Source organism: Geomonas diazotrophica (assembly GCF_018919385.1).
GTDB lineage: Bacteria > Desulfobacterota > Desulfuromonadia > Geobacterales > Geobacteraceae > Geomonas > Geomonas diazotrophica.
On the sequence record NZ_JAHLMF010000006.1, the window covers coordinates 256,607 to 269,781 of the forward strand.

9 protein-coding genes are annotated in these 13,175 nt (G+C 63.8%); 2 read left to right on the forward strand and 7 right to left on the reverse strand.

The annotated features are described in order from the left end of the window. Positions 1 to 363 precede the first annotated feature (363 nt). The 5 genes from KOM00_RS08520 to KOM00_RS08540 form a co-directional block, all read right to left on the reverse strand. Entirely contained in the window at positions 364 to 1,770 is a 1,407-nt protein-coding gene (locus KOM00_RS08520; protein ID WP_216498485.1) for a sigma-54-dependent transcriptional regulator, read from the reverse strand. Continuing rightward, positions 1,767 to 3,578, reverse strand: a complete 1,812-nt coding sequence (locus KOM00_RS08525) for a transporter substrate-binding domain-containing protein (protein WP_216498486.1) — start codon at positions 3,576 to 3,578, stop codon at positions 1,767 to 1,769. The genes KOM00_RS08520 and KOM00_RS08525 overlap by 4 nt, the downstream gene beginning before the upstream one ends. 123 nt (positions 3,579 to 3,701) lie before the next feature. Next, on the reverse strand, positions 3,702 to 5,723 hold the full coding sequence (locus KOM00_RS08530; RefSeq protein WP_216498487.1) for a heterodisulfide reductase-related iron-sulfur binding cluster: 2,022 nt from the start codon (positions 5,721 to 5,723) through the stop codon (positions 3,702 to 3,704). A gap of 94 nt (positions 5,724 to 5,817) precedes the next feature. Further along, positions 5,818 to 6,774, reverse strand: coding sequence for a YbgA family protein (locus tag KOM00_RS08535; RefSeq protein ID WP_216498488.1), 957 nt, complete (start codon positions 6,772 to 6,774; stop codon positions 5,818 to 5,820). A gap of 85 nt (positions 6,775 to 6,859) precedes the next feature. Further along, positions 6,860 to 7,045 (reverse strand): hypothetical protein, encoded by a 186-nt coding sequence (locus KOM00_RS08540; RefSeq protein ID WP_216498489.1) that lies wholly within the window; start codon positions 7,043 to 7,045, stop codon positions 6,860 to 6,862. Between the two features lie 320 nt (positions 7,046 to 7,365). Here KOM00_RS08540 and KOM00_RS08545 point away from each other — a divergent pair, with 320 nt between their 5' ends. Next, the gene (locus KOM00_RS08545) at positions 7,366 to 10,164 is read left to right on the forward strand and encodes a hybrid sensor histidine kinase/response regulator (RefSeq protein WP_216498490.1); all 2,799 of its coding nucleotides are present in this window, start codon (positions 7,366 to 7,368) and stop codon (positions 10,162 to 10,164) included. A gap of 8 nt (positions 10,165 to 10,172) precedes the next feature. On the opposite strand, the gene fusA is transcribed toward KOM00_RS08545, so the two are convergent. Further along, complete coding sequence (gene fusA / locus KOM00_RS08550; RefSeq protein WP_407931684.1) at positions 10,173 to 12,245, reverse strand: elongation factor G; 2,073 nt, start codon at positions 12,243 to 12,245, stop codon at positions 10,173 to 10,175. A gap of 220 nt (positions 12,246 to 12,465) precedes the next feature. On the opposite strand from fusA, the gene KOM00_RS08555 reads away from it, so the two are divergent. Next, complete coding sequence (locus KOM00_RS08555; RefSeq protein WP_216498492.1) at positions 12,466 to 12,906, forward strand: BON domain-containing protein; 441 nt, start codon at positions 12,466 to 12,468, stop codon at positions 12,904 to 12,906. A gap of 91 nt (positions 12,907 to 12,997) precedes the next feature. Here the strand turns inward: KOM00_RS08555 and KOM00_RS08560 are convergent, their stop codons facing one another. Further along, entirely contained in the window at positions 12,998 to 13,171 is a 174-nt protein-coding gene (locus KOM00_RS08560) for a hypothetical protein (RefSeq protein WP_216498493.1), read from the reverse strand. Positions 13,172 to 13,175: the final 4 nt, after the last annotated feature.

A 13,175-nucleotide genomic window follows, 5' to 3' on the forward strand; every position in this document is an offset into this window, starting at 1 on the left:
TATAGATCCGACAAAGGCGTTAGCCGATAACACTGTTTGACACTCCATATCAGCAAGAGCGGTACCAAGAGGCCGTATACGGATGCAAGTCGTCGATTTTACATCGGAAAATAATGTTTTACGAATGAAAGGGGCCCGAAAAGGTATTAACCAAAGTGAATACCTTTGTTGTTGCAATCGGGGAAGTGTCTACGTTTCGGGAAGATGCAGGCGCTTAACCATGGTTAAGGAGTTAACCTAGGTTAAGACCATTAGTGCTGCAGCGGGGGGTGAGGCGCGGGCAGAGTGTATTTCGGGGCAGGGGGATAAAAAAAAAGTCGCGGCGGCCGCGGCGGAGAGGAAGGTGGCTCTCCGCCGCGTTGCCTACTTGCGCGACATCTTGAGACGCTTGTTGAGCGCGGGTGCGGAGATGCCCAAAAGCCGCGCCGCAATGGCCTGCACACCGTTGGAGCGGCTGATGGCCTCCTCCACCAGCAGCTCGGCAGCCTCGACGAAGGTGGGGAGGCGCTCGAAAGTCGCAAACGGGTTTTGACTCTGGAGCGGCGGGTTGGCCGTGTCGCGGCTCTGCCCGATCGCCTTGAGGAAACTCTCCATGGAAAGGATGCGATCCTTGTGCAGGCTGACCGCGTTGTAGACCATGCCGCGCAGCTCGCGGACGTTGCCGGGGAAGCTGTAGGTGGCAAGCACCTGGGCCAGCTCCTTTGGGGGGGTGGGCTTCTTCTTCCCCAGCGACTTGGCCGCCTCGTTCAGGAAGTAATCGAGCAGCAGCGGGATGTCCCCAACCCTCTCCCTTAACGGCGGAATGCTGATGCGGTGGGTGCAGAGACGGTAATAGAGGTCGCGCCGGAACTCCCCCGCCGCCTCCCTGGCGGCCAGGTCGCGGTGGGTCGCCACCACGATGCGCGCGTTCATCCTCTTGGGGCGGTCGCCACCCAGCGGGAAGTACTCCCCCTCCTGGAGCAGGCGCAACAGCTTCACCTGGGAAGCGATGCTCAGGTCCCCTATCTCGTCCAGAAACAGCGTGCCGTTGCCGGCCTGCTCGATCATGCCGGGGCGGGCCTGGTCGGCGCCGGTGTAGGCGCCGCGCACGTGGCCGAACAGCGTGTCAGCGAAGACCGTGTCGTCGAGCCCGGCCACGTTGACGGCGACCAGCGGCCCGGAGCAGCCGCTCAGGGTGTGCACCGCGCGGGCCACCAGTTCCTTCCCCACCCCGCTCTCACCGGTGATCAAAAGCGGCTGGTGGCTGGGGGAAACCGCCTCCACGTAGTTGAACAGGTCGTGCATGCGGGGGTCGCAGGTGACGATGTCCACGAAGGCCTCGGGGTGCTTCAGCTCCCGCGACAGCATCCGGTCCGACATGGTGCGGAACTCCTGCTGCAGTTCGAGGATCCGGACGGCGCGCAGCACCCCGCTCACCAGGCGGTCCTCCTCGTCGGTCTTGACGATGTAGTCGAAGGCACCCAGCTTCATGCAGCGCACCGCAGTCTCCAGCTGGTTCATGCCGCTCACGATGATGGTCATGATGCCCGGGTGGCTCTCCCCGATCTGCTGCAACAGCGTTTCACCGCAGGGCTGCGGCATGGTGAGGTCCAAAAGCACCAGCCCGATCCCCCCTTGGTCGAGGAGCCCCATCACCTCCCGGCTCTCCTGGCAGGTGACGATGTTGTTGATCCCGGCGCAGCTCTTCAGGGTGAGCGCGAACGACTTGAGCCAGGCCGGCTCGTCGTCCACCAGAAGGATGCCAAAGGCGGGGAAAAGGGTCTTTTTCATGTCGACGGACTCCTGTCGGGGACGGGAAAAGAGAGGGTCACCGTGGTGCCCGCCCCCGCGTTGGACTGGAACTGCAGGGCCCCGCCGTGCTCCTTGACGATCCCCGCGGAGACGGAGAGCCCGAGGCCGGTGCCGCCGCTCTCCCTCTTGGTGGTGAAGAAGGGATCGAGCAGGTAGGGAAGGTGCTCCTGCGCCACTCCCACCCCCTGGTCGGTGACCTGGAGCAGGACCTGGCCGCGCTCCGCGTCGTAGCTGGTGCCGAGAAACACGCCGCACTCGCGGTTGGGGAGTGCCTGGCAGGCGTTCAGCACCAGGTTGACGATGACCTGCTCGATGCGCTGGCCGTTGCCCGAAATCTGCGGCAGCGACCCGTGGAAGACGGCCTGGAAGTGGTCGGTGGAGGAGCGGATGGTCGGGTCCACCAGGCGCAGCGCGGTCCTCGCCACCGCATCCAGGTCGATGAGCGACTTCTGCCCCATGTCCTTGCGGGCGAAGTCCTTCAGGTCGTTGACGATACGCTTGATGCGCTGGGCGCCGTCCTGCATCTCGTCCAGGATGCGCGGGATCTCGTCGCGCATCTCCGAGTAGGGGACCCCGCCGAGCATGAAGTCACCCTGCTCGCGGTAATGCGCCTCCAGGATCTCCTCCGCGTCGTCATGCACCCGCTTCAGCACCGGGATATCGAGAAGGAGCAGGCCGTTGGGGTTGTTGATCTCGTGCGCGACGCCGGAGACCAGGGTCCCCAGCGAGGTCATCTTGTCGGCCTGGATCAGCTTGTCCTGGTGGCGCTTCAACTCCTCCAGGGCCTTGTTGCGCTCGGCCACCTCCTGGGCCAGCGCCGTGGTCCGCTCCGCCACCCGCTTGTGCAGGGTCTTGGACCAGAGCACCGTCACCGCCAGGATGATCAGCAGGGGAACCAAGACCATCGCCCCATACCTGAGGGCCAGTTCGCGGGTCACCCTGGGTGGATCGTTCACCCCGAGCCAGCGGTTGTAGATCTGGGCGTACTGGCCGGTCTTGATGACGATGGCGAGCCCCTCGTTGAAGCGGGCCAGGAGCTCCTTGTCGCCGCGCTCGACCGCGTAGCAGTACTGCTCGCTCACCACGGCCTTCGCGACCGGAACCAGGTTGGTGAGGCGCAGTTCGCGGATCAGGTAGATACCGGGAAGTTGGGCCACCACCGCGTAGTCACCCTGCCCCGAGGCGAGCAGCCTGAGCGCCTCGGCGGGCGTGGGGGTGAGCACCAGGTCCTTTTCGAACCCCATCTGCTTCAGGCGCTCGTGCATGATGCCGGCCTGGAAGACCAGCACCTTCCTGCCGCGCAGCTCCTCTAGGCTCTTGACCGGTTTGGCGTCGCGCCGGGCGAAGATGGCGTGGTGCACGATGGTGTGCGGCGGCGAGAATTCGACCGAGTTCAGGCGCTGCGCTGAATAGGAGAGCCCTTGCAGGATGTCGATGCTGCCGTTTTGCAGCCCGGCGCGCATCTCGGACCAGTTGCCGAAGACAAAGCGGACCTTCATCCCCATCACTTCGGCGATGGCGCGGGTCAGGTCGACGTTGTAGCCGGCGGGGTTGCCGTCCCTGTCGATGAACTCATAGGGGGGATAGGCGCGGTCCCCCCCCACCACGACGGTCGCGGGAGCCTGGTGCGCGGGATCGGGGATGAACTCGGCGAAGGCGGCAAGACACAGCGGGACCAGCAGCAGGAAGAGGGCGAGCAGGGTGATGCCGGAGCGGAGCTGGGGGAAGCGGGGCCGAAAACTTTTGCCGAAGCGCTGCTTTTTGCCTGTCAAGGCGTGGTGGACCACTGCTCCATCCTTAAAGCTGGGGTGCGGCCTCCCCCGCCGCCGGACGGCAGCGGGAAGGCCCATCACACTATCGCACGCCTGAAGTGCACAAGTCAATGAAGCTCATGAGAAAAATGTCCCGAGCTACGAGGCAAGGGGACAGGCACCTCCGGGGCCGCTCCCCGAAAGCCGCGCCGCCACCAGTTCGGCCAGGTCGCGCGCCGCGAGGTTTCCCTCCAGTCCGCCGGTCTTGATGCCGTCCTCGAACATGGTGAGGCAGAACGGGCAGTTGGAGACCAGCATCGGCGCTCGGGTCGCTCCGGCCATCTGCACCCGGGCGGTGCTGATGCGGGTGCCGACCTTCTCCTCGGCAAGGATGCGCCCCCCTCCCCCGCCGCAGCAGAAGCTCTCCCTGCGGTTTCGGTCCATCTCGGCTATGTTCCCGCCCATCCGTTCCAGGATCTCGCGCGGCGGCTCGAAGATGTCGGCGTAACGGCCGATGTAGCAGGAATCGTGGTAGGTGCAGTCGAAGCCCTCGCCGGGGTCCAGCTTCAGGCGCCCCTGCTCCAGGAGCTCCGCCAGCAACGAGGTGTAGTGGCGCACCGGGATCTCCAGGCCGAGGTCGCGGTAGTCGCGCGCCAGCGCGTTGAAGCAGTGCGGGCAGGTGGTGACGATCTCCCGCACCCCGTACCCCTTGATCCTTTCGATGTTCTCCTGCGCCATGGTCTGGTACAGGTACTCGTTCCCCAGTTTCCGCGGCGGCTCCCCGCAGCACTTCTCCTCCTTACCCAGGATGCCGAGCCTGATCCCGGCCGCTGAGCAGATCTTTGCGAACGCCTTGGCCACCTCCTTGTTCCTGCGGTCGAAGGAGGCATAACAACCCACGAAGTACATCACGTCGAAGGGCTCACCGCTCTCCAGGGTGACCACGTCGAGCCCCTCGGCCCAGGCGCCGCGCTCGGCCCAGGCGAGGCCAAAGGGGTTGCCGTTCACCTCGTAGTTGCCCATGGCGGTCCGCACCTCGTCTCCCGGGAAGCTCCCCTCCATGAGCGCGAGGTTTCGGCGCATCTCGAGGATCTTGTTGACGTGCTCGATGTCCACCGGGCAGATCTCCTGGCAGGCGCGGCAGGTGGTGCAGTCCCAGAGCACCTCCTCGGTGACGTAGCGGCAGAGATCCCCCTGCGGGTCGTTGAGCGCCATCTCCCCCACCTGCTGCACCACCCTCATGGGTGAGAGTGGCTTTTCGGTGTTCCAGGCCGGGCAGCGGTCCTGGCAGCGCCTGCACAAGGTACAGGCATCGGCGTCGTAGATGTCCTTCCAGGCGAGATCGGTCGCCTTGGCGGCGCCGAACTGCTCCGCGCTCTCGTCCTCGAGGTTGATGGTGGCGATGGCCCCCTTGGGGCGCAGGTCGGTGAACAGGTAGTTGGCCGGATCGGTGAACAGGTGCCTCAACTTGGTGAAGGGAATGGCGACGATGAAGCCCATGGCGAGGAAGAAGTGAACCCACCAGAGGGCCTTGTGCGCGACCGAGATGCTGCCGAGGTCCATCCCGGAGAACAGGGGAGCCAGCAGCAGCCCACCGGGCGAGAACCGGGCCAGCTCCGGGTTCACCGTCACCTCGGTGGCGGCCATCCGCAGCGACTCCACCACGAACCCGGTAACGAGGATGGTGAAGAGGAGCGCGTGCGCCAGGTAGTCGTCCCCCTTGGTGGGGAGCGCCGGGGGCCTGACCAGGAAGCGGCGCACGAACAGCCCCCCGAGCATCAGGATCGCGATGATGCCGGCGAGGTCGAGGACCAGAGAGTATGCCTTGTAGAAGGTCCCCTTCAGGAAGGTTATGGCCAAAAGCGGAGCGGTGAAGTCCGCCTGCAGCATGATGAGCAGGGTGCCGATGAAGAGCAGCAGAAAGCCCCAGAAGAAGAAGGCATGCAGCGTCCCCGGCACGGGAACCCGGAGCACCTTGGCCTGGGTAAGGGCGCCGCGCGCCATGTGCTTCAGGCGCAGCGAAAGCCGGTCCAACCGGTCCAGGGGCTTGCCCTGCCGGTAGAGCGGCAAGCGCGACCGGAACCCCCAGGCGCACCCTCCCAGGGCCAGGAAGGCGAACAGGTACATGACCCATATCAGACCATGGTTGACATTCCAGTAGATCTCGCGTGTCGCTTCCATACGGCACCTCTGCAGTTGCGGAATTGGCAAACTATAGCCGAAGCGGGCGCTCCAGGATAGAGAAAAACTAATGGGGGGTGTTTCGGCGGGTCGATCAGGCGTGGTTGCGCAGCATCAGCTCCGCCGGGTGGGGGGAAAGGTACACCTGCTGCTGCAGGTACTGCTGCCGGTACTTGGCGATGTAGTGCCTGAGGAGAGTCATGGGCACCACCAGCGGCACCAGCCCGTCGTGATACTGGCCGATCAGCTGCACGAGCTCATGCTTCTCCTCGGCGGTGAGCTCCTTCTTGAAGTACCCCATGATGTGCATCAGCACGTTGGTCTGCTTCTTCACCGTCGCGTGCAGTTCCAGTGCCTTCATGTAGAGCCCCTGGTAACGCTCCAGCAGTTCCGGGAGCGGGAGCTCCTTCCCTTTGGCGACCAGTGCCCCGAGCTCGCGGTAGAGCTGGGTGCTGTGCGACATGACCAGCAGCTTTTGGCAGGTATGGAACCGGACCAGCTTGCCGAGGTCGGGTTCATGGGCCAGGAAGTCCTTCCAGCGCCGGAAAGCGAAGACCCGCTCGATGAAGTTTTCCCGGAGCACCGGATCGTTCAGCCTCCCCTCCTCCTCCAAGGGAAGCTGCGGGAAGCGCCGCGCCACCGCCGCTGCGAAGAGGCCGCTGCCGCTTGTGGGGGGCATCCCCTCCCGGTACACCTTGACCCGGAACAGCCCCGAGGACGGGGAACCCTTCTTGAAGACGAAGCCGCAGAGATCCTCGCCCGCGAGCTGCTCCACCTTGTCACGGCAGAAGCGGAGCATCTGTTCAGTCTTGTCGACGCGCGTCCTGTGGGTCATGAGCCGCGGCTTGTCCGGGTCCCCCTCCAGGCGCATCGCCTCGCGCGGGGTGCTCATGCCGCACTCAACCTCGGGGCAGACCGGCACGAAGCTGAAGAACCTCCCCAAGACCTCCGTGAGGTAGGGGTCGTGCTTGTGGCCGCCGTCGTAGCGTACCTTCTCACCCAAAAGGCAGGAGCTGACGCCAATCCTGATGGGCGCGCCGGATCCGGACATGGAATACCTCCCCAGTACCCCTTTGCGGGGCGGTAGACATTGTGGCAGAAAAAACGACCCTGCGCCAGCGCAAAGGGCCGGGTCTTCAGAGTAGCGGCGCTTCCTGCTGGCAGAAAAGCCCTTCGCCGACGAAGATACGCACCTGCCGGGAAGGCAGCGGCATCCTCAGGTCGTGCCGGGGAACGAGGTGGGCGTTGCGGTCCAGCAGAGGCCGCTGCTTAGGCAGGCGGTTCTCCCTGCGGTCGGGTGTGGATCTGAGGATCAAGAACACGAGTTTGCTCCTTTTTAGACAGTATCTGCAAACCTGCACCTCTTTGCAATAATCCAACCAAAGTCATAAGATGCCGATTTATCTCCGGTGCCCCATGACAAAGCGGTGCAACAAATACGACAACCATCCAGAATATCGTCACGGAGTGCCGAGACATTGACAGCAGGCAGTGTCGACCGCGGTCATGGCACTATCAAGTGTTTAATACTTTCACTTGGCAGGTAGAGTCTCGCTCAATTGAACTCTCTGCGCTATCTGATATAACCCTATCTGTGGTCTTCTCCATCCTTACCGGCTAAACGAAAAGCGGAGACATGCCGATGTTCGACTCGCTGGAGCAATGCCGTGCGCTGTTCGACGAACTGCCTGTGGGAATGTTCATCCAACGCTCGGACGGCACCCCGCTTGCGGTGAACGCGGCGGCCCTTGAGATCTTCGGGATGGAGCGGGACCTGTTCCTGCAGCACAGCCCCGAGCACCCCCAATGGCACCTCTGCACATCACAGGGCTCCCCTCTTCCGCCCGACCAGCATCCCGCCACCGCCGTCCTGCGCCTTGGCAAGGCCGCGCGCGACGTCAACCTCTCCATCCACAACCGCCGCAGGGGGAGCCCCGTGCCGGTCTGCATCGACGTCATGCCGCTCAGGGCTCAGGACGAAACCGTCCCCTCCCACGTCTGCGTCGTCTTGAGGGAAACCAAGGAGGCGGAAAGGGCGCTTCACGAGAGCGAATCCCGCTACCGGGCCATGGTGCAGACCCAGGGGGAGTTCGTGGTCCGCTACCGGCGCGGCGGCATGCTTACCTTCGCCAACGACACCTATTGTCGATACCTGCAGAAGGAGCAGGAGGAACTGCTGGGGCAGAACTTCTATGTCTTCTTCTTCCTGCAGGACCGAGAGGCCTTGATCCGCGGCGTCGAGACCATGACCGAGGAAAACCAGGGGCAGTCGCTGGAGGTACGGGCGTGGCTCCCCGACGGCCGCCTGGTATGGCAGAAGTGGAACAATAGCGCCATCGTGGACGACACCGGACAGGTGGTGGAGTTCCAGGCGACCGGCATGGACATCACCAGGAGCAAGCATGCCGAGGAGAGCCTGAAAAAAAGCGAAGAACGCTACCGTTCCCTGTTCGACAACATGCTGAACGGCTTCGCCTACTGCAGGATGATCCTGGACTCCTCGCGGCCTCTGGATTTCGTATTCCTTGAGGTAAACCAGAGCTTCGAGCGGCTCACCGGGCTTCGTGCGGTGGGGGGAAAGCGGATGAGCGAGATCCTCCCCGGAGTGTGGGAGTCGGACCCCGAGCTGCTGGCCGCCTTCCGGCGCGTGGCCCTGAGCGGGAAGCCGGAGCAGATGGAGTGTTACGTCAACGCCATAAGCGAGTGGCTCTCCGTGTCGGTTTACAGCCCCGAGCCGGGGTGCTTCGTCATCGTGTTCGAGGTGATCACCAAGAGGAAGCGGACCGAAGAGTGCCTCGCCTTCCTGGCTCAGTCCAACGCGACCGCCACCCCTGACGAGCAGTTCTTCCACCGCCTGGCCCGCTACCTGGCCGGCACCCTGGACATGGACTTCATCTGCATCGACCAACTCGAGGAGGGAAACCTCTGGGCCCGCACGGTGGCGGTCTACTACAACGGCAGCTTCGAGGAGAACGTCCGTTACACGCTCAAGGACACGCCCTGCGGCGAGGTTGTGGGACGCAACATCTGCTGCTACCGCGAGGGGGTACGCCAACTGTTCCCCAACGACCAGGTGCTGCAGGACTTAAACGCCGAGAGCTACCTGGGCGTGGTGCTCTGGGGCTCAACGGGGGTCCCCATCGGGCTGATCGCAACCATCGGCCACAAACCGCTTTTGAACCGGGAGCTGGCGGAAGAGATCCTGCAGATGGTGAGCGGCCGGGCCGCGGCGGAACTCGAGCGCCGGATCCACGAGGAGGAACGCCTGAGGCTTGAGCAGCAGCTGCTGCACGCCCAGAAGCTGGAGAGCCTGGGGATCCTGGCTGGGGGGATCGCCCACGACTTCAACAACATCCTCACCGGGATCCTCGGCAACTCCAGCCTGGGACTGATGCGTATCGACCCCGGCTCGCCGGCGGTGGAAAACCTGCAGAACATAGAGAAGGGGGCGGTCAGGGCGGCCGACCTCGCCAAGCAGATGCTCGCCTACTCCGGCAAGGGGATGTTCGTGGTCGAGCCGGTCAGCCTGAACAGCCTCTTGACCGAGATGGTCCACCTGCTGGAGGTCTCTGTTTCGAAGAAGTGCCGGCTGGTAATGGAACTGGCGCAGGAGCTCCCTCCGGTGCAGGCGGACTCCACCCAGTTGCGCCAGATCGTGATGAACCTGGTGATCAACGCCTCCGAGGCGATCGGCGACCGAGGGGGGACCATCACCATCCGTAGCGGCTTCCGCCACTTCGACGAGCAGTACCTGAAAGGGGCGTGGTCCGAAAAGGAGATAAAGGAAGGGGATTTCCTGTTCCTGCAGGTGGAGGACGACGGCTGCGGCATGGACGACGGGACGCTGTCGCGCATCTTCGACCCGTTTTTCACCACCAAGTTCACCGGCCGCGGCCTGGGGATGTCGGCTGTGCTCGGGATCATCAGGGGGCACAGGGGCGCCATCAAGGTGGAGAGCAAGCCGGGCAAGGGGACCACCTTCACCGTGATCCTTCCCGCCAGCGACCTCCCCATCCAGGACCAGGCAGGTCAGCCGCCGCCGGAGGAAAGCTGGCAGGGGAGCGGGACCGTGCTTTTGGTGGACGACGAGGAGTTCATCTGCAGCGTGGGGGCTTCCATGCTGGAGCAGTTGGGCTACCAGGTGGTGACCGCGCTCAGCGGCAGCAGGGCCGTGGAACTGTACCGTGAGCGCGGGGACGTGCGCTTCGTGGTCCTCGATCTGACCATGCCGCAGATGGACGGGGAACAGACCTACCAGGAGCTGCGGAGGTTCGACCCCGAGGTGAAGGTGATCATCTCCAGCGGCTACAGCGAGCAGGAGGTGACCCGGAAGCTTGCAGGCGCCGGCTACCTCGCCTTCATTCAAAAACCGTACAGCATGCAGGCACTCTCCGAGGTGATGAAGCGCTGCGACAACCGGCGCAGGGTTCCGAAACGCTGAGCGTTGCCCTACCGGAGCAGCCCGAAGCGCTCCTGCACCTCCGCCGGAGCCTCCTCGAATCCCTGGAACTCCATGGTGTAGCTACCCCGCCCCTTGGTGGCGCTGCGCAGCTCGGTCATGTAGCCGAACATCTCCGCCAGGGGAACGGTGGCCTTCACCAGCTCGAGCTCCCCGCGCCGGTCCAGCCCCTCCACCCGCCCCCTTTTCTGCTGCAGCCCCCCAAGCACCTTCCCCAGGTGCTCCGCCGGCGTTTCCAGCTCCAGTTTCATGATCGGCTCCAGCAGCATGGGGGCGCCCTCGCGTGCCGCCAGCACCACGCCACGCTGGGCCGCCCCGCGCAGCGCAAGTTCGGAAGGGGCCGGCGCACCCGGCTCAACCGGGAGCTCCTCTACCCGCACCTCCAGGTCGGTCAGGGCATACCCGGTCAGGCAGCCGCCGCGGCACGCATCGAGCAGGCTCTCCTGCACGGCCGCCAGGAGCTCGGGGGTGATGGGCGCCGCCGGGGCCGGAAGCACGGTCCTCACCCCGCCCCCCCGGGGGAGCGGAACCAGGCGCAGCAAAAGCTCGGCGGGTTCAGGGTGCTTGTCCGCCATGGCCTGGAACAACTCGCGTCTGGACACCTCGCGCCGCAGCGTCTCGCGGTACACCACCCTCGGGCGCCCCGTCTTCACCTGCACGCCGTACTCGCGACGCAGGCGGTCGATGATGATCTCCAGGTGCAGCTCCCCCATTCCGGTCAGGATGGTCTGTCCGGTCTCCTTATCCTCGTGCACCCGGAAGGTCGGGTCCTCCCACTGGAAAAATTCGAGCGTCCCGAGGAGGTGCGCCCGGTCCTCCACCCCCTTCGCCTCCACGGCCAGTGAAACCACCGGCTCGGGCACGCTCACCCCTTCCAGGAGCAGGGGGTGACCTGGATCGCAAAGGGTGTCGCCGGTCAGGGTCGATTGGCAGCCGGTCACCGCCACGATGTCCCCCGCCAGCGCCTCGGCGACCTCCTCCCTCCGGTGTGCGTGCATCCGGAACAGGTGCCTGATGCGCTCGTTGCCGCCGCGGCTTGCGTTCAGCAGGGTGGCCCCCGTCTTCACCCTTCCGGAGTAGACGCGCAGGTAGGTGAGGCGCCTACCCTCCTCGGCCATGACCTTGAATGCCAGTGCGCGCAGGGGCTGGTCGGGATCGCACCTGAAAACCTCGGCCTCACCGTTGCCGGGATGCCTCCCCACCATGGCCGGGAGGTCCGTCGGGGACGGCAGGTAGAGACAGACCGCGTCGAGGACCGGCTGCACCCCCTTGTTGCGCAAGGCCGACCCCAGCAGCACCGGGAAGATCTCGCAGGAGAGCGTCCCCCTGCGCAGTGCCCGGTGCAGATCTTTCGCCGCCACCTTGCGCCCCTCCAGGAAGTCCGCCATCACCTGGTCGTCAAAGTCTGCGGCCACCTCCGTCAACTGCAGGCGCGCCTTCAGTACCGAGTCCGCATACTCGGGCGGCACCGGTGCACGGAGCACCGTCCGTCCCAGATCCTGCTCGGAGAACGTGAGCGCCTCCTCGCCGACCAGGTCTATTACTCCGGAAAAAGCAGCCTCCGTTCCCATGGGGAGCTGCAGCAAAACGGCCCGTGCCCCCAATCGCTCCGCCATGTGCTGCAGCACGTGACCGTGGTCCGCTCCCAGACGGTCCATCTTGTTGATGAGGCAGATCCGGGGTACGCGATAGCGATCCGCCTGGCGCCATACCAGCTCGCTCTGGGGCTGTACCCCTTCGACCGCGCTGAAGATGGCCACCGCTCCGTCCAACACCCGGACGCTCCGCTCCACCTCGATGGTGAAGTCGATATGCCCCGGGGTGTCAATGAGGTTGAGCCGGTGCTCTCCCCAGCGGCAGGAGGTGGCGCTTGCGGTGATGGTTATGCCCCGCTCCTGCTCCTGAGGCATCCAGTCCATGACCGCCTGGCCGTCGTGCACTTCCCCCATCTTGTGCGTTTCACCGCTGTAGAAGAGGATACGCTCGGTGACTGTAGTCTTCCCCGCATCGATATGAGAGATGATGCCAATATTTCGGATGTGAGAAACGTCGGGGGATGGAATCGTCGTTCTCCTTTGCATCGTGATCATCGAACTGTGGCCGGAAAAGTCTAATAATATCCGACATTCTGCAGAAGTCAAAAAGGGAATCCCAGGTATTGCCGTTCCCTCTCTGTTACTTTGCATGCGCGATGGGTTGACATCCTGCACGCTTTACATTAATTTTTACCAATCAAAAAAGAGCAATCCCCAATAACACAAACCAAAGGAGGAAGTTACCACGATGAAAACACTCAATCTTCTACTCGCCGCCACACTGTCAACCGCCATCGCCTTGGGCGCACCGCATGTGCTGCAGGCCGCCCAGGACAAGAACGACACCACCAAGGCCGATAACACCAGGAAGAACAGGGAAGAGAACAAGGGGGCGACCGCCGACCAGCAGAAGGAGAACAAGACCGACCGGGAGATCACCCGGGAGATCCGGCGCACGGTGGTCAAGGACAAGTCGCTGTCCATCACGGCTCACAACGTAAAGATAATAACCAAGGACGGGCGCGTCATCCTGAAAGGCCCGGTCAAGAGCGAAGACGAGAAGAAGGCGGTGGAAAAGGCGGCTGTAGCCGTGGTCGGCAAGGGGAAGGTGAGCAACGAACTGGAGGTTGCGCCCCCCAAGGATAAGACAGAAAAGAAGGAAAAGAAGGAGCAGAAAGAGCAGAAATAACGGAGTAAAAGACGCGTAACGAAAGCGTATCGCAAAGGCCAGGCTGCCAGGGGAGCCTGGCCTTTGCCGTGGCCGGGGCAGCCGGCATATCCTAGCGGTTGCGACGCTCCTGCTTGCGTGCCAGGAGGAGCTCCCACTGGCGCTGAACCTCCTCCGGCGCATAGCGCTTAAAGAACCTGGGGAAAAACCGTGCGATGAGCCTGTCTTCCCAGGTGAAGGTGGCAACCCAGCGTTCCGCGGGATCTGTATCGCGTTCTTCCTTCATGTTT